We start from the raw sequence: 16179 nt of genomic DNA on the forward strand, positions 1-16179 counted from the left end.
GGCGTCCAGTGCGGGCACGGTGTCCGCCGAGGGCGGCGGGGGCGGTGAGAAGGCGCAGGGTGGGCTGGTCGCTCTGGCGTTGTCGCAGTACGCGGCCTCGGAGGTTCCGCCCCTGCCGCCGTTACCGCTGTCCCGCCGGGTCTACGGCTCGAACTTGTAGCCCAGGCCGCGGACCGTCACCAGGTAGCGGGGGGCGCCCGGGTCCGGCTCTATCTTGGCGCGCAGCCGCTTGACGTGGACGTCGAGGGTCTTGGTGTCGCCGACGTAGTCGGCGCCCCAGACGCGGTCGATGAGCTGCATACGGGTCAGGACGCGGCCGGCGTTGCGCAGCAGCATCTCCAGCAGGTCGAACTCCTTCAGGGGCAGGTCGATCTTGCTGCCGCCGACCGTGACCACGTGGCGGTCGACGTCCATACGGACGGGACCGGCCTCCAGGGCGGCCGGGGCAGCCTCCTCCGGCTCGCCGCGGCGGCGCAGCACGGCGCGGATGCGGGCGACCAGTTCGCGGGAGGAGAAGGGCTTGGTGACGTAGTCGTCGGCCCCTATCTCCAGCCCGACGACCTTGTCGATCTCGCTGTCCTTGGCGGTCACCATGATCACGGGGACGTTGGAGCGGCCGCGCAGCTGGCGGCACACCTCGGTGCCCGGCAGGCCGGGCAGCATCAGGTCGAGGAGGACGAGGTCGGCGCCGTTGCGCTCGAACTCGTCGAGTCCCTCGGGCCCTGTGGTCGCCACTGCGACCTCGAAGCCCTCCTTGCGGAGCATGTACGACAGGGCGTCGGAGAAGGACTCCTCGTCCTCGACGACGAGCACACGGGTCACGGAAGGACCTCCGGAGCGGGAAGCGTTTCGTACGATTCATACGATTCGTACGGGGATGTTTGGGGGTGTGGGGCGGAGGTGGACCGTCCGGCTTCGGTTTGGCGGGCGGTCCGCTGCTGGGCCCGGTCGCGGGCCGCGCCCGCCTCCGGCAGTCGCAGGGTGAACGTGGAGCCCTGGCCTTCGGCGCTCCACACCGTGACCTCCCCGCCGTGCGAGGCGGCCACGTGCTTGACGATCGCCAGCCCGAGACCCGTACCACCGGTGGCGCGGGAGCGGGCCGGGTCGACGCGGTAGAAGCGCTCGAAGACGCGCTCCTTGTCCTTGTCGGAGATGCCGATGCCCTGGTCGGTGACGGCTATCTCGATCATGTCGCCGCCCGGCGCGCCGATGCTGCGGGCGGCGATGCCCACGCGGGTGCGGGCGGGCGAGTAGTTGACGGCGTTCTCGACGAGGTTGCCGAGGGCGGCGGCGAGCTGGCCCCGGTTTCCCCAGACCGCCAGGTCGGCGACGCCCGTCCGGCGGCCGTCGGTCTCCTCCTCCGGGAGCTCGCCGGGCTCCATGACGGAGGCGGCCATGGTGATCTGCTTGGCGCCGGCCTGGTGGCGGCAGCGGTCGATGGCCTCGGCGACGAGCTCGTCGATGCGGACGGGTTCGGCGTCCTCCAGCGGGTCGTCGTTCTGGACGCGGGAGAGGTCGATGAGTTCCTGGACGAGGTTGGTGAGCCGGGTGGCCTCGATCTGCATCCGGCCCGCGAAGCGCTCCACGGCCTCCGGGTCGTCGGAGGCGTCCATGACGGCCTCGGACAGGAGGGAGAGCGCGCCGACGGGCGTCTTCAGCTCGTGGCTCACGTTGGCGACGAAGTCGCGGCGTACGGCCTCGATGCGACGGGCCTCCGTGAGGTCCTCCACGAGGAGGAGGACGAGCCGGGAGCCGAGCGGCGCGACGCGCGCGGAGACGGCGAGGGCCTCGCCGCGGCCCGTGCCCCGGCGGGGCAGGTCCAGCTCGATCTGCCGTATCTCCCCGTCGCGCCGGGTGTCGCGGGCCATCTGCATCATCGGCTCCACCGCCAGCTTGCCGCCGCGCACCAGCCCGAGGGCGTACGCGGCGGAGCTGGCCTTGACGACGGCGTCGGCCTCGTCGAGGACCACTGCGGAGGAACGCAGCACGGACAGGACCGTGTCCACGCCCGGCGGAAGCACCGGGTCCGCGTGCAGTGAGGTGCGTGTGGGGCGCTTCTGTTCGCGCTCGCTCCAGCGGAACGCCAGCATGGCGATGACACCGGTGAGCACTCCGGCGATCGCTGCCGCTGCGGCGACCGCCGCGTTCACGTCCATGCGTCCAGGTTAGGCATGCGGTACCTCCCGTCCACAGCCGTCCGAGTGCGACCTCGAACACTCGTCGCCCAGAGTTCACCCTGGGGCAAGTATCGATTCATCCGGGGTGATGGAAACGGTCGCGTAAGGGACGGAACGTGGGAGCGTGGGGTTGCTGAGCCCCGGAGTCTGTCTGTACGAGGCTGTGTCCGTACGAGGCTGAGCCCTGGAAGTAGACGCACGAGAGGGAAACCCTGATGCGGGACGCGTACCACGAGGAACTTGACTCGATCGGCGACAGCCTGGTGGAGATGGCCCGGCTGGTCGGGTCGGCGATCGGACGCGCCACGACCGCCATCCTCGACTCCGATCTGAAGCTGGCCGAGAACGTCATCGAGGCCGACCAGCGTGTCGACGAACTCCAGCACGAGCTCGAGGCGCGCGCCATAGCACTGCTGGCCCGGCAGCAGCCGGTGGCGACGGACCTGCGGATCGTCGTGACGTCGCTGCGCATGTCGGCCGACCTGGAGCGGTCCGGCGACCTCGCCCAGCACGTGGCGAAGCTCGCGCGGCTGCGCTACCCCGACCGCGCCGTTCCGCAGGACCTGCACGCGACCATCCTGGAGATGGGCCAGCTCGCGCAGCGCCTGATGGCGAAGGCGGCCGAGGTGATCGTCACCAAGGACGTCGACCTGGCGCTCCAGCTGGAGCAGGACGACGACGCGATGGACCTGCTGCACCGCACCCTGTTCCAGCACCTGATGGACGACCGCTGGAAGCACGGCATCGAGACGGCCGTGGACGTGACGCTGCTGGGCCGCTACTACGAGCGGTACGCCGACCACGCGGTCGCGGTCGCCAAGCGCGTGGTGTACCTGGTGACGGGTGAGCACGCGGACGAGATCCAGCAGGAGAAGTCGGAGCTTCAGGCGGTTTCGGGGGTTGACGGGGCGTAGGGGGCCCAGGCGGTGGAACGTCGCCGGCCGCGTCGCGGAGCCGGCGGGCGGGCAGTGGGGCCGGGCCCGGTGAACGGGGCCGCCGGCCGGGCGGCACGGTGAGCCACTGTGCGCCGTTGATGCGCCTGCCGGGCCGGGCATGCAATGGGTACAGGCAACAGCTCTCTCCAGGAGGGACCCTCATGGCCGAGACCCCCGGCACGACGCCGGACCCCACGCAGGAGCGAGAGACCGAGCAGCCCGCCGAGGTCAGGAACCTCATGCTGATCGGCGCCTGCGGCTGCGGCTCGGGCTGCGGCTGCGGGTGCCAGTCGGGCAGTCCCTGCCAGTGCAGCTGACGACGCGGGTCTGACGACACGGATCTGAAGAGACGGATCTGAAGAGACGGATCTGAAGAGACGGATTCGGTAACACGTATCTGAGGACACGGATCTATGACACGCCTTGGGCCCCGGCGGGGGGTGACTCCTGCCGGGGCCTTTGGTCTGCGGGTGGGGGATGGGGGTCGATGCGGTCGGGGCGTCGGGGCGTCGGGGCGTCGGGGCGTCGGGGCGTCGGGATGGTGCAGCCGGTCGGCCGAGTCGCCTCTTCTCTCCCCGGGGCGCAGCATGGAGGGGACGGATGGGGCGGAGGCGCGGGAGAGACAAAGGCGGGGCGACGCACTCGGCGAGGAGGAGGTGCGGGGTCATGGCCAAGTTCATGGATGTCCACCGCGGGATGACGGGCATCACGGCGGACCAGCTTCACGAGGCACACCAGGCGGATCTGGCGCTCGAGGAGGAAGAGAGCGTTCACTTCGAACGCGCGTGGGCGGACCCGCGGTCCGGCACGGTCTACTGCCTTTCGGAGGCACCCTCCGCTGACGCGGTCCAGCGCATCCACGAACGGGCGGGCCACAAGGCGGACGAGATCCATGAGGTACCGCTGACGGCTTGAGCACCGCTGGCGGCTAGATGTACTCGGGGTTGCTGCGCCCCGGAGAGTTACGGTGGCGCTGCGTCGTGCCCGCGGTGGGCATCGGCCGCGGCCGGATCGGCGTTGTCAGGATCGCGGTCCCATCGAAGCGATGGCTGCGGAACTCGTGCGGCCGCGTCGGCGACCCGACGCCATCCCGCACCGGGCGACCGAAGTCGAACGTGGCGCTGCGTGTCCCGGCCCAGGTGGCGGCCACGACCCCGTCGCGCCCGCGTACCCCCCGCGGAGTCCGGGATGCCGTGCGTGGTCCATGTGCGCGCGGCCAGGCAGGTCCGTATGCGGGGCGGGCCGTGGAGCAGAGCTGAGAGCCGTGGGCGCCGTTCTGCACACCGGCGAGGCAATCGGCGAGACCGGGGGCCATACGGTCCCAGGTCTCGCCGAAGCTCGTCCGGATCGGCTCGCCGTGGACACGGCGTGACCGATCGGAACGGATCGCAGCGGTCGGGTGCGGGTGAGGTGCCTCCTGCCAGGGTTGAGGCCGAAAGGAGGCAGCCCCGTGATCTCGGCACTGAACCAGCTCGTCGACCTCGTGGAGCAGCACCTCACCGAGGAGACGGACGCCGACGTGCACCGCCTGGCCGAGACGATCGGCACGACCGAGTACCACCTGCGCCGGATGTTCTCGTCGCTGGCCGGCATGCCGCTGTCGGAGTACGTCCGCCGGCGCCGTATGACCGTCGCCGCCGCCGACGTCGTACGAGGTGAGGACGATCTGCTCGGCATCGCCGTCCGGTACGGATACGGCTCGACCGAGGCGTTCGGGCGGGCGTTCCGGGCGGTCCACGGCGCCGCCCCGCGCGAGGTGCGCCGCGACGGAGGCCCCCTGCGCACACAACCGCAGCTCAGGTTCCGCCTGACCGTAGAAGGGAACACCCCCATGGACACCCGCCTCGTCGACCGCGCCACGTTCCGGCTGATCGGACACGCCGCCCGCGTCCCGCTCATCCACGAGGGCGTCAACCCGCACATCCAGCGGCACATCGCCTCACTGCCGCAGCAGGAACACCTCCGGCTGAAGGCGCTCGGCGACACCGATCCGCCAGGCCTGCTGCAGGTCTGCGACGACGTCGCCCCCGACGCCGCCGAGGGAAGCGAGCTGACCTATCTGCACGGGGTCGCCGTCACCGGGAGCACCCCGGCCCCGGACGACTTGGACGCCATCGAGGTCCCGGCCGGCCGGTGGGCGGTCTTCCGCAGCGCCGGTCCGTATCCGCGGGCGCTCCAGACGCTGTGGGCCGCCACGGCGACCGAGTGGTTCCCGTCCAACCCGTGGCGGCTGCGGCCGGGGCCGTCGATCGTGGCGATCCTGGAGCGGGCGGAGGACTTCAGCACGGCTACGTGCGAACTGTGGCTGCCGGTGGAGGAGGGGTAGGAATGCGCCGCCGACCGCCGACCGCCGACCGTTGCGGGGTCCGCCCGACGGCAAGGAGTCATGGCTGGGGGCGTGACGGGGCGTGGGGTGGGGTGGGGTGAGCTGGGGTGGCCCAGCCGGATCCCACGATGCCCCCTCCGTGACGTGACGTGACGTGGGACGGACCGCCGCACGGCAGTGCGCTCCCCCGCAGGCCTTCTGCCGAACCCAGGGCTCTGGCTCTTCCGGCTCGCGCCGGGAACCCCTGAGGCGGGTTCTCCCACCCATCGTGCCGGGGCGCACGTGCCCCGCGTGACCTCGGCACCGCACCGTGACCGCCTTCCCCGGCGGGCGGTCGGCGGTGCCTGCGGCACGGCCCGAGCGGACCGTCCCGCAGCCGAGGGCCCGGGGCAGCGAAAAGCCCCCGCCCGCGGAACAACCGCGGACGAGGGGCTGACGCGCGGGCCGTTACTTCTTCTTGCCCTGGGTCTTGTCGGGGATCTTCGCGACCTGGGTTTTTGCTGGTCAAGGGCAGTGGGCTCATGCGCCTGGTGGTCGTCGTTGGTCGCCATTGGCCACTGTCGAGCGACCGCGGACGGCCCAGGGACGGCCCAGCTTTGCCCGGTTCAGGCCCCGCGTTTCTGCTGACAGGGGCGCCTTCGACGTGGTCCGTCTGAACCTCAGCCGACGACAGTCAGCCACAACGGCGGGCCAGCCGACCGACCAGGCGCGCGTGTGTCTCGCTGCACCCCGCACCGGCCTCAGCCACGCTGCCGGTGCCGTCGACCAGAGCAAGCCACGACGGCCGGAACGGGAAGACTAACCAAAGTTCCCAACGCCCTCTGCTTGCGATCTGGGAGTTGTTGGGGAACTGGCCTGTGACGCAGCAGTGTTGGCTCCTTGACGGCGGACGACTGGTTTCCCTGGTGCTCCTCGTGATTCTCCGCACTGGCATGCGGCTTGCCGACAAGTCAGCGACCAGTGAAGATGCAGGCCAGGCCAAGCAGTGGCAATCTGAGAGATACGGGAGATCCCGACAGGCTCGTTACTTCCTTTCTATGCATCCCTGCTATCACGTCTCGGCGGAGGTAATCACAATGCCTCTGGATTTTATAGCCGCGCAAGGAAGTGCAACAAACTGGGTGCTGGTTGGACCGCTTATCGGTGCCGTAGTGGCAGCAGTAGGTCTAATTGTCGCGGAGCGCCACCGAAAACGGGAAACTGTCCAAACTGTAGTAGATCGAGCCGTTGACGCTAGAATTGGGCAGGTCTTTCGAGAGTTCAGCGAGTATGAGGCCTCTGCGAGAAATGCTTTGGAAAGTGCTCAGAGTGTAGAGCGCCAGCTGGAGCAGCGTCTAGGGGCATCAGAATCGCTCACCCATAGATTGGATGAACTCCTCGGGTCCGGTGATCAAGTCGTAACAACCCTTGAGAAATCCAAGGCAATGATCCCAGCATTGCTGCTGGAGCATGCAAAAAATTCCGATGTGCCGACAGCCCTCGGCTACCTTTCGTCGCTTGCCAATTCACCCATAGCTGCATCGGATGAGTTTGAGCGAGGCGGCGACGCAGCATTCAAGTGCCGAAGCTACGAGCTTGCGATGAAGCTCTATGAGAGGGCGCTCGAAGTCACGCCGCAAAATGCGACGGCCAGGGCATCCCTGATCCGGGTTCGCGCGCGCCTTGGGAAGACTTCGCTAGAGGATTCCGTACAAGAAATTTCAAACCTGGCGCTGGCGCACCCAAATAACCGCACAGTATTGATGGAGGCGTGTAACACGTGCATGGATTTCAAGGACTATAGGTCGCTTAAGGATCTATGTGAGGGAATATTGAAAGTTTCCCCGAAGAGTGTAACGGCCTGGCGGAATCTTGCGATTGCACTGGATGATCTGGGGTTCCCGGAGAATAAGGTTAAGGCGGCCTTCGAAAATGCGCTTCAATACGTTAGAGTCGGCTTCGATGAAAGCAGCGATATAGCGCATACCGCCAAAGTGTATGTCAATTTCCTGAAAGATCACAAAGATTTCGAAAAGGCGCGTGAAATTATTAGACGTGGCCTTGAGGCCGATCCTGGATTGGAAATACTGCTTATACTGCAGGGGGATCTTGAAGTGGTCAGCGGGGGAGATGTTGGACTCGCGCTATGGTGCTATAAAGAAGTGGCAACTGGTGGAGATTCGAGCACGAGCGCGATAGCGATTACAAAGATTGAGGAGTTGGCTAAGCGTGCCAATTTGGAGAAAGTCGGCATAGTTCCTCCGACAGTGACAGCTTCCATTGATTCACACCAGGAGCCTTCAGTCTCGACCGGTCCCAGCAGTCCGTTCGCAGCTGGCCATGCGAGCGATGGCAGCGACTGACGGTCCCTTTCTCTGGCCACAGGTGGCTGACGTGAGAGCGCGGTACGGGCGCCGGCCGGGCTGGAGCGGGGCGGAGACAGGAGCGCAGGCCCGGCCGGTGGCCGGGCCGCGCGCGGTGAGCGGAGCGAGCCGCCTTGAACCAGTAGAGAAAGTTGTAACTCAGTCGGACGTGCGGGGCTTGAAGTCGGACGCGCAGGTTGGAAGTTCGACGTCCTGACGGTGGGCCAGGGGAAGGAAGAGGGCTGGCCGGACTGTCCATGTGATGCGCGTGCTGGCGTGCGTGATGGACACCGTCCAGGGCTCCCGACGTAACAGGGCTCGCCTTGTGTCGATCCGATCGTCGTGGAGTCGTGTCCACGCCTCCTGGGAAGCGGCCGTGTCGAGTGCGGGTGAGATGGTGCGCAGCATCGTCGTCACCCAGTTGTTCGCCTCGACCGCCGAGTGTGCGTTGAAGGAGCCGAACATCGTCGGTGGGCGTCGTCCGGCGAGTCGTTGTGTCCAGCACTCGCACCAGAAGCCCGGCCTGGTCGTGGTTCTCAGCACGGATGACCTCCCCGGTGTACGTCGGTGAAGAGTTCCGCGGTGACCGTGTGGCCGCCGTGGTGGTCGTGGATGACGACCCGGTGAGCGATCGCGCTGACCATGTCCAGGCCCCGGCCGTGCTCGGCTCGGTCGTCCTGGTATTCAGCCTTTGGGGCCGTGCTGGTGCCTCCCTCGTCCGTGACCGACAGGGCGACCACGTGCGGTGAGACCGCGAGTGCCAGGTGGAAGCTGCCCGACCGCATGCCGCTGGCTGTGTGGAGGATCGCGTTCGCGCTCAGCTCGCTCACGATCAGTTCGGCGTCCTCGGCCAGGGGGGAGCCGCACAGGATCTCCCGCGTCCAGCGGCGGGCCCGGCTGACCTCTTCCGGGAAACCTGGGCAAGACAGTCCCCAGACCCGGGCTGTACTCGTATACTCGTGCATACAAGTTCCTTCGTGCTGGTAGGCCGCCATGTGCAGCGGGTTAGGGCTAGACGAGTTTCACGCCGTCATGGGCGCGGACGGCCGGCGGAGACGCCGCGTCGAGTGCGTCAAGGACGCGGATCGCGTACGCCTCGTCGGCGAGTTCGATGACTTCTTCGCGGGTGGCCCACCGCAGTGCGCGGGTCTCGTCCCCGGTGGTGAGAGCGCCGTCGGCCGCCTGGCAACGGAAAACGAGGGAGACGATCAGGCCCGTCATGTTCTTGTAGACGCCGGTCAGGGGCGCGGGAAGCTCGATCTTGATGCCGGTCTCTTCGAGGACTTCGCGCTGGAGGGCTTCGGGGACGGTCTCCTCGCGTTCGAGGACTCCGCCCGGGGGCTCCCACTTGCCGTTGTCGCGGCGCTTGATCAGGAGGGCCCGGCCCTGGTCGTCGACGACGACCCCGGCGACGCTCACGGAGTGCGGGCGTTCTGTACTCACGTTCCTCGGCCCTCTCGGCTGGCTAGGCTCTCCACCGTAGCAACAACACTCGCCCACTCGTCTAGATACCTAAAGGAGTACGCGTGACGTCTCTACCGAGCGTTCTCGGAGGCCTCGACCCGACCAGTGATCGTGCGGTCTTCCGGCAGATCGCCGACCAACTGCGCGAGGCCATCGACCGCGGGCGATTCAAGGAGGGCGAAAAGCTGCCCTCGGAGGCCGAGCTGGTCGAGCACTATGGCGTCTCCCGGATGACGGTCCGCAACTCCTTCTCCATCCTCCAGGGCGAGGGCCTGGTGCACGCCGAACACGGCAAGGGCGTCTTCGTCCGGCCCCGGCCGCCCGTGCGGCGACTGGCCTCCGACCGGTTCGCCCGACGCCACCGCGAGCAGGGGAAGTCCGCGTTCATCGTGGAGGCCGACGCCGCCGGCAGTCACCCGCAGGTCGACAGCCTGGAGGTGAAGGAAGAGAAGGCCGGCCAGGACATCTCTGCCCGGCTCGGCTCCGTACGGCGCGTGCTCGCCCGGCGTCGCCGGTATCTGCTCGACGGGCGACCGGTCGAGTTCGCCACGTCGTATCTCCCGCTCGACATCGCGCGCGGTACTCCGATCGCCGAGCCGAACCCCGGCCCCGGCGGCATCTACGCCCGTCTTGAGGAGCTGGGCCACCAGCTCGACCACTTCGAGGAGGAGATCCGGGCCCGGATGCCTTCCCCGTCCGAGGTGAAGACGCTGCGGCTGGCCTCCGGCGTGCCGGTGATCCACCTGATCCGTACGGCCTTCGACACCGCGGGGCGGGCCGTGGAGGTCTGCGACACGGTGATGGCGGCGGACGCCTACGTCCTCTCCTACCAGCTCCCGGCGACCTGATCGACGGTGCGCGAGGCCACTTCCCCGGACTCGTACCCCTCAACATGCATACTCGTATAGACGAGTGGGCAAGTTGTGTGGCAAGGTGGTCCTCGTTCCCGGCGTCGTCGGGTTCGAAGACTGCATCTTGTCTAGACGAGTAGATGGGAAGAAGCCTTGCGCACCATCCGTGTGGAGACCTCGGCCGCGACGATCCTGCTGACCGAGGCGCCCGAACCCAAGGTCCGCGACCGGCAGTCGGGCGAGATCGCGAAGGACGCCGTCAGCGGTGAGGCGCTGATGACCCTCGGCGTCGTGTACATCGAGGAGGGGGAGTCGTCCCTGATCAAAGTGACCGTTCCGGAGAGCGGGGTGTCCGAAGGGCTCACCCTCGGTGCCCCGGTCTCGCTACCGGGTCTGATCGCCCGGCCGTGGGAGAGCGTGTTCAACGGGCAGCAGCGACACGGCATCGCCTTCCGGGCCGCCGCCGTCACTCCGGCCGCCTTCCCGGCCGCCATGGGCGGCCACGGCCTGATGACCGACCTGGCAACGCTCCTTGAGGTGGGTGGTCCCGTCGCTGCACTCGGCGGTGGGGCCGCCTACGCCCGGGCACGACACCCCGGCGTCTACTGGTCCACGGTCGGCCTGCCGATATCCACGGTCCGGCTGCTCAGCTCCTACGGCTCGGTCATGGAAGCGTGCGGGCTGACCGTGGCGCCCTCCCGGCTGCGGGTTCTGGCGGTCAAGGCCACCACCCGCCGTGAGGTTCGGCCCGTACCACCGCGCCGGGGGATCATCCGGCCGACGACGACGGGGCTGCGGGTCCGGCTGCGGCTCGCCCCGGGACAGGAACCCGCCGACGTGGCCGCCTCCGCCGAACGGCTGCGGCACGCCTGGGGGGTGCACGCCGTCTACGTGACCACGGTCAAGCCGGGCGTGGTCGACCTGCGACTCGTCGGCTTCGACGTGCTGCGACGGGTGCGCATGCCGCGCAAGCTCCGCCCCGGGCTTCTCCGGGTGCCGGTCGCGCTGCGGGAGGACGCCACTGCCTTCGTACGCGACTACCGCGCCGTGCCGCACCAACTCACCCTCGGCGCCACGCTCTCTGGCAAGTCCATGTACCTGCGGCACCTGGTCACCGGACTCGCCGACCAGCCCGTCGCCCTCGTCGGTATCGACTGCAAGCGGGGCGTGGAACTGGCGCCCTTCGCGCCGCGCCTGTCGGCACTCGCCACGGACCCGGAACAGGCCGCCGAACTGCTCCACGTGCTCATCAAGGAAATGGAGGACCGATACGACTTGATCAAGTCCCGGCAGGGCATCGCGCCGAGCACGCCGGACGAGGAAATCACCTCCGACATCTGGGGCCTGCCCGAGCACGAACGTCCGGTCCCGGTCGTGCTGTTCGTGGACGAGGTGGCCGAACTCTTCCTCATCGCCACGAAGAAGGACGAGGAACGCCGGGACAAGATGGTCACCCAGCTCATCCGGCTCGCCCAGCTAGGCCGGGCCGCCGGCATTCACCTGGAAGTCTGCGGCCAGCGTTTCGGAGCCGAACTGGGCAAGGGCGCGACCATGCTGCGGGCCCAGCTCACCGGCCGCGTCTGCCACCGCGTCAACGACGAAGCCTCCGCCAAGATGGCACTGGGCGACATCGCCCCCGAAGCGGTCTCCGCCGCCTGCGCCCTCGCCCCCGAATGGCCCGGCCTCGCCGTGGCCGGTGACACCTCCGGCGGCTGGACCCGCATCCGCACGCCGTACCTCTCGCTCGCCGACGCCGCCGCAACCTGCCGCGAGTCGGCCCACCTGGTCCCCGACCTGTCCGCACTCAAGCCCTTCCAGCCCGACGTGCCCGTACAGCCGCCTGTCAAGACATCGAGCCCGGTCGTGCGGCCCCGACCGGTGACCGACTGACCCGCGCCCGCACTCATCCCCGGTCGGCGTGACCGCCTCACGCCACGTCCCTACCCCTCCCATGCCCGAACCCGGAAGGAGCCGCAGCATGCGCGCCCACCTGGCCCGCGTCGACGCGGTGCTCGTCCAAGCGGTCATCGCCGCCGCGCTGTCCTTCGCCCACCTGCACGACGTCGCTTCGGCGGCCGGACAGGACGGGTGGAAGGCGTGGGCCTATCCCGTCTCGGTCGACCTGCTGCTCGTCGCCGCCTGGCGCCGACTGCGGTCCGGCGACGCGAAAGCGGCCGGGTGGTGCTGGTTCGTGATCGCGCTCACCGCGTCCCTCGGCGCGAACATCGCGACCGCCGGACTGCTCGACATGGACCACGTGCCGGCATGGCTCCGCATCCTCGTCGCAGGCTGGCCCGCGGTCGCCTTCCTCGGCGGAACCCTCCTCGCCCACTCCTCACCATCCACGTACGACGGAACCGGCGACACCGCGGACCAGGAGGAGCCCGAGGACATTGAAGACCAGGAGGACGCGCCAGACCCTGCCGCACCGGAACCCCCGGCGCCACCGACAGCCGACTCGGCACCGGTTCCACCCCCGCCGCCGGTCGCTGTCCCGGCCGCCCTGGTCGAACACGCCCGCAAAGTCGCCGCCGAGCACCACACCCGCACTGGAACGGCCATCGACACCCCGACCCTGCGCGCCCGCCTCGGCGTCCCGCCGCCCATGGCCGACGCCATCGCCGCTCACCTCTGAAAGGAGACCCGCGTGAGCGCCAATCGCCGCTTCCGCTCCGTCACCCGCATCGGCCCCGTCCAGGTCGGCACGTCCTACGACGGTCGCGGCCGTGAGAAGCACACCGCCGCCTGCACGGCCCCGCGCTGCGGCTTCTCCGCCGACTACGACAGCCGTCCCGCCGCCGAACTGGCCGCCCGCACCCACCGCTGCCCCGCCCGCTGAAAGGACCCGCACACCGTGACCGTCAGTCTGCCGCTCGTCGTCATCCTCGGCTTCTTCGCCTGGGGAGCGGTCAAGTTCCTCGGCGTCCGCACCTGGATCGTCGTCCTGATTGCCCTCTTCGGGTTCTGGCTCTCGGACACCTTCATGGCCCCCGCCATCCAGTCCGGCACGCGCTCCGGCGTGGACATCGTCAACGACTCACACGACTAGACGAGTAGGTAAGTAGAGCTTCGTCGTAGCCCTGCGCTCGCTGCTCCGAGACCAGCACCACCGCTGACGCACCAGACCCCCGGGGCGGCCTCGATACCGCCAAGCATCCGCCGTCCCGGGGGTCCTGTCCCTCCCAGCCGAAGCCAGAAGGAGAAAGCCATCATCAGCGCCACTCCGCCCCCGCTCCACGAACTCGGCGAACTGGCCGCCCTCGGCACCATGCCCGCCCTCCTGCGCCAGCTCGCCGGCCTCGGCGGCTGCACCCACCCGATCCGCCTCGACGGCCACCGCACCGAGTACGACGTGAACACCCGCACCGGCGAGATCGGCAACGTCCTCCACCACCTCGACTCCTCCAGCCTCCCGGCCGGTCACCTCCTGATCCGCTGCAACAACCGCCGCACCACCCGGTGCGCAGCCTGCGCCGAGGTGTACCGCCGCGACACCTTCCACCTGATCACCTCCGGCCTGCGCGGCGGCAAGGGCGTCCCCGAACGCGTCGCCGCACACCCGCGCGTCTTCGCCACCTTCACCGCGCCCGGCTTCGGCCCGGTCCACAACCGCCCCACCGGCCCGGCCGGTTCGGTCCACCGCTGCCGCTGCGGCGAACTCCACAACCAGGACGACCCCGCCCTCGGCACCCCACTCGACCCGAACACCTACGACTACGAAGCAGCCGTGCTCTGGAACGCACACGCCGGTCCGCTGTGGCAGCGCTTCTCCGTCTACCTGCGCCGGGAGGTCGCCAAGCGCGCCGGCCTCACGCAACGGGCCTTCCGCGAGTACGCCCGGGTGTCCTTCGCCAAGGTCGCCGAGTACCAGAAACGCGGGGCCGTCCACTTCCACGCCGTCATCCGCATCGACGGCCCCGAGGGCGGCGACACCCCGCCCCCCCGCCTGGGCCACCGCCGAGCTGCTGACCGGCGCCATCCGGGCCGCCGCCACCGCCGCCCGCGTGGACGGCCCGGTCATCGACGGCCGAGCGCACACCTTCACCTTCGGCCGTCAGCTCGACGTACGAACCATCCGCTCTGCCGACTTCGACGGCGGCCAGGAGCTGACCGACCGGGCCGTCGCCGCGTACATCGCCAAGTACGCCACCAAGGGCGCCGAGACCGCCACGGGGGCTCTGGACCGGCCGCTGAAGTTCCTCGCCGAACTCGCCCAGCTCGACATAAGCGACCACGCCCGCCGCCTCATCCGCACCGCCTGGACCCTCGGTGCCCGCAAGGACCTCGAACACCTCCGCCTACGGGCCTGGGCCCACATGCTCGGCTTCCGCGGCCACTTCTCCACCAAGTCCCGCCGCTACTCCACCACCCTCGGCGCCCTCCGCGACGCCCGCGCCGAATGGCGCCGCACCCAAGCCGCAGCAGCGGCCGAGACCGACCAGGACACGACCCTCGTCCTCGCCCACTGGGTCTACGCCGGAACCGGCCTCACAGACGCCGAAGCCTGGCTCGCCGAATCCCTCGAACCCACCCCCGGAACGGAAGGAGAACCCACCCATGGGTAGCCGTCGCCTCACTGTCGCGGAAGCGGCCGCCGAGCCGCGTGGTCTGCCGTCGCGGTACCTGACTCCTGACGACCTGGTGACGATGTTCGACCTGCCCAGTGTCGAGACGGTCTACCAGTGGCGCCGCAAGCGCACCGGTCCCCGTGGCTTCCGGGTCGGCCGGCACCTGCGCTACGACCCTGCGGACGTCCAAGTTTGGGTGGAGTCCCTGCGAGAAGGGACTGCCGCCTGATGGCTGGGCACATCCAGGATCGCTGGTACAGGACCGAGATCGGCCCGGACGGGAAGGTGCGGAAGGTCAAGACCGAGCGCTACGGGTCCGGCCTCCGCTACCGCGCTCGATACGTCGGCCCGGACGGCACGGAGAAGTCCAAGAGCTTCCCCGACCGTCAGAAGCGGCTCGCTGATCAGTGGCTGGCGCACATCGAGGCGGACATGGCCCGCGGGCAGTACATCGACCCCCGCGCGGCTCGGATCACCTTCCAGCAGTACGCCGAGCACTGGGTCGCCACGCAAGGAGCCGACCCGAACACCCAAGCCTCGATGGAGTCGCAACTCCGCTTGCACGCCTTCCCCTACCTCGGCTCGCGTCCGCTGGGCTCCTTCCAACCGGCGCATATCCGCGACTGGGTGCGGCAGTTGCAGGAGAACGGCGTCCGGGGATCGTACGCCCGGACGATCTACTCCAATGTGCGGGCGGCGCTCAGCGCTGCAGTGGACGACGGCCACCTTCCCCGCAACCCGTGCGCTGCCCGGTCCGTACGGCCGCCGACCGTCGACAGCAAGCGCATCGTGCCGTGGACGCCCGAGCGGGTCTTCGCCGTCCGGGCCGCCATGCCCGAGCGCTACCAAGCCATGGTCGACCTGGGCGGCGGCTGCGAGCTCCGCCAGGGCGAGCTCCTGGGCGTGGCCGTCGACGCCATCGACTTCGACTCGGACACGCTGCACGTGGTCCAGCAACTCAAGCTGAGCCGAAGCAAGGCAGTGTTCGCGCCTCCGAAGGGCGGCAAGTTGCGGGACGTGCCGCTTCCCGGCCCCGTCGCCGACGCACTGCGGGCGCACATGAAGCGGTTTCCGCCGGTCGAGATCACCTTGCCGTGGAAGGTGGCGGACGGGCCTCCGGTGACCAAGCGGCTGATCTTCACCGGGCCGCGCGGTGGTCACGTCTGGCGGACCTCGCTCAACGAGGAAGCGTGGAAGCGGGCGCTGGCCTCGGCCGGGGTGATCCCCGAGCAGAAGCCTGGCGAGCCGTACGCCGAGTCCCGCGAGAACGGCATGCACGCACTCCGCCACTTCTACGCCTCGGTGCTCCTGGACGCCGGGGAGAACATCAAGGCCCTCGCCGAGTACCTCGGCCACTCGGACCCGGGCCTGACGCTCCGCGTGTACGCGCACCTCATGCCGTCGAGCCAGGAGCGTACTCGAAACGCTGTGGCCTCTATCTTCGCTCCGTCAGCGGGCTGATGTTCCACGAAACCTCGGACACCCAAAAGTGAAAACACCATCCGCGAAAGATGCT

At 68.9% G+C, this 16179-nt stretch carries 16 protein-coding genes and 1 pseudogene; 13 read left to right on the plus strand and 4 right to left on the minus strand.

Annotated elements, in window-relative coordinates; genetic code table 11:
* Positions 1 to 141 precede the first annotated feature (141 nt).
* Positions 142 to 822, minus strand: coding sequence for a response regulator transcription factor (locus ABZ354_RS26595; RefSeq protein WP_358660881.1), 681 nt, complete (start codon positions 820 to 822; stop codon positions 142 to 144).
* Positions 819 to 2156, minus strand: a complete 1338-nt coding sequence (locus ABZ354_RS26600; protein ID WP_358660883.1) for an ATP-binding protein — start codon at positions 2154 to 2156, stop codon at positions 819 to 821. Before ABZ354_RS26600 ends, ABZ354_RS26595 begins: the two co-directional genes overlap by 4 nt.
* 236 nt (positions 2157 to 2392) lie before the next feature.
* Here ABZ354_RS26600 and phoU point away from each other — a divergent pair, with 236 nt between their 5' ends.
* From phoU to ABZ354_RS26625, 5 genes are all read left to right on the plus strand, one after another.
* Positions 2393 to 3091, plus strand: a complete 699-nt coding sequence (gene phoU / locus ABZ354_RS26605; RefSeq protein WP_358660885.1) for a phosphate signaling complex protein PhoU — start codon at positions 2393 to 2395, stop codon at positions 3089 to 3091.
* A gap of 182 nt (positions 3092 to 3273) precedes the next feature.
* Positions 3274 to 3429: a hypothetical protein gene (locus ABZ354_RS26610; RefSeq protein WP_358660887.1), complete on the plus strand. Its 156-nt coding sequence runs from the start codon at positions 3274 to 3276 to the stop codon at positions 3427 to 3429.
* Between the two features lie 349 nt (positions 3430 to 3778).
* Positions 3779 to 4027: an SCO4226 family nickel-binding protein gene (locus ABZ354_RS26615; RefSeq protein WP_358660889.1), complete on the plus strand. Its 249-nt coding sequence runs from the start codon at positions 3779 to 3781 to the stop codon at positions 4025 to 4027.
* A gap of 535 nt (positions 4028 to 4562) precedes the next feature.
* Positions 4563 to 5438, plus strand: a complete 876-nt coding sequence (locus ABZ354_RS26620; RefSeq protein WP_358660891.1) for a GyrI-like domain-containing protein — start codon at positions 4563 to 4565, stop codon at positions 5436 to 5438.
* An 857-nt stretch (positions 5439 to 6295) separates the two neighbouring features.
* On the plus strand, positions 6296 to 7780 hold the full coding sequence (locus ABZ354_RS26625; RefSeq protein WP_358660893.1) for a tetratricopeptide repeat protein: 1485 nt from the start codon (positions 6296 to 6298) through the stop codon (positions 7778 to 7780).
* 536 nt (positions 7781 to 8316) lie between these two features.
* On the opposite strand, the gene ABZ354_RS26630 is transcribed toward ABZ354_RS26625, so the two are convergent.
* Positions 8317 to 8745, minus strand: coding sequence for an ATP-binding protein (locus tag ABZ354_RS26630; RefSeq protein WP_358660895.1), 429 nt, complete (start codon positions 8743 to 8745; stop codon positions 8317 to 8319).
* A 46-nt stretch (positions 8746 to 8791) separates the two neighbouring features.
* Complete coding sequence (locus ABZ354_RS26635; RefSeq protein WP_358660966.1) at positions 8792 to 9199, minus strand: NUDIX domain-containing protein; 408 nt, start codon at positions 9197 to 9199, stop codon at positions 8792 to 8794.
* Positions 9200 to 9306: 107 nt separating this feature from the next.
* Here ABZ354_RS26635 and ABZ354_RS26640 point away from each other — a divergent pair, with 107 nt between their 5' ends.
* From ABZ354_RS26640 to ABZ354_RS26675, 8 genes and pseudogenes are all read left to right on the plus strand, one after another.
* Complete coding sequence (locus ABZ354_RS26640) at positions 9307 to 10092, plus strand: GntR family transcriptional regulator (protein WP_358660897.1); 786 nt, start codon at positions 9307 to 9309, stop codon at positions 10090 to 10092.
* A 513-nt stretch (positions 10093 to 10605) separates the two neighbouring features.
* The gene (locus ABZ354_RS26645) at positions 10606 to 11985 is read left to right on the plus strand and encodes an FtsK/SpoIIIE domain-containing protein (RefSeq protein WP_358660968.1); all 1380 of its coding nucleotides are present in this window, start codon (positions 10606 to 10608) and stop codon (positions 11983 to 11985) included.
* 88 nt (positions 11986 to 12073) lie between these two features.
* The gene (locus ABZ354_RS26650; RefSeq protein WP_358660899.1) at positions 12074 to 12730 is read left to right on the plus strand and encodes a DUF2637 domain-containing protein; all 657 of its coding nucleotides are present in this window, start codon (positions 12074 to 12076) and stop codon (positions 12728 to 12730) included.
* Between the two features lie 12 nt (positions 12731 to 12742).
* Positions 12743 to 12934, plus strand: coding sequence for a mobile element transfer protein (locus ABZ354_RS26655; protein ID WP_358660901.1), 192 nt, complete (start codon positions 12743 to 12745; stop codon positions 12932 to 12934).
* A 15-nt stretch (positions 12935 to 12949) separates the two neighbouring features.
* The gene (locus ABZ354_RS26660; RefSeq protein ID WP_358660903.1) at positions 12950 to 13144 is read left to right on the plus strand and encodes a hypothetical protein; all 195 of its coding nucleotides are present in this window, start codon (positions 12950 to 12952) and stop codon (positions 13142 to 13144) included.
* 219 nt (positions 13145 to 13363) lie between these two features.
* A pseudogene (locus ABZ354_RS26665) lies at positions 13364 to 14660 on the plus strand (replication initiator).
* The gene (locus tag ABZ354_RS26670; protein WP_358660905.1) at positions 14653 to 14892 is read left to right on the plus strand and encodes a helix-turn-helix domain-containing protein; all 240 of its coding nucleotides are present in this window, start codon (positions 14653 to 14655) and stop codon (positions 14890 to 14892) included. The pseudogene ABZ354_RS26665 and the gene ABZ354_RS26670 overlap by 8 nt, the downstream one beginning before the upstream one ends.
* On the plus strand, positions 14892 to 16124 hold the full coding sequence (locus ABZ354_RS26675; RefSeq protein ID WP_358660907.1) for a tyrosine-type recombinase/integrase: 1233 nt from the start codon (positions 14892 to 14894) through the stop codon (positions 16122 to 16124). Before ABZ354_RS26670 ends, ABZ354_RS26675 begins: the two co-directional genes overlap by 1 nt.
* Positions 16125 to 16179: the final 55 nt, after the last annotated feature.

Source organism: Streptomyces sp. NPDC005925 (assembly GCF_040638805.1).
Classification (GTDB): Bacteria; Actinomycetota; Actinomycetes; order Streptomycetales; family Streptomycetaceae; genus Streptomyces.

Bases quoted from the DNA above. Each gene is read 5' to 3' on its own strand.
- ABZ354_RS26650 (WP_358660899.1), top strand. From the start codon at position 12,074: ATGCGCGCCCACCTGGCCCGCGTCGACGCGGTGCTCGTCCAAGCGGTC.
- phoU (WP_358660885.1), top strand. From the start codon at position 2,393: ATGCGGGACGCGTACCACGAGGAACTTGACTCGATCGGCGACAGCCTG.
- ABZ354_RS26600 (WP_358660883.1), bottom strand. From the start codon at position 2,156: ATGGACGTGAACGCGGCGGTCGCCGCAGCGGCAGCGATCGCCGGAGTG.
- ABZ354_RS26610 (WP_358660887.1), top strand. From the start codon at position 3,274: ATGGCCGAGACCCCCGGCACGACGCCGGACCCCACGCAGGAGCGAGAG.
- ABZ354_RS26645 (WP_358660968.1), top strand. From the start codon at position 10,606: ATGACCGACCTGGCAACGCTCCTTGAGGTGGGTGGTCCCGTCGCTGCA.
- ABZ354_RS26615 (WP_358660889.1), top strand. From the start codon at position 3,779: ATGGCCAAGTTCATGGATGTCCACCGCGGGATGACGGGCATCACGGCG.
- ABZ354_RS26630 (WP_358660895.1), bottom strand. From the start codon at position 8,745: ATGCACGAGTATACGAGTACAGCCCGGGTCTGGGGACTGTCTTGCCCA.
- ABZ354_RS26670 (WP_358660905.1), top strand. From the start codon at position 14,653: ATGGGTAGCCGTCGCCTCACTGTCGCGGAAGCGGCCGCCGAGCCGCGT.
- ABZ354_RS26675 (WP_358660907.1), top strand. From the start codon at position 14,892: ATGGCTGGGCACATCCAGGATCGCTGGTACAGGACCGAGATCGGCCCG.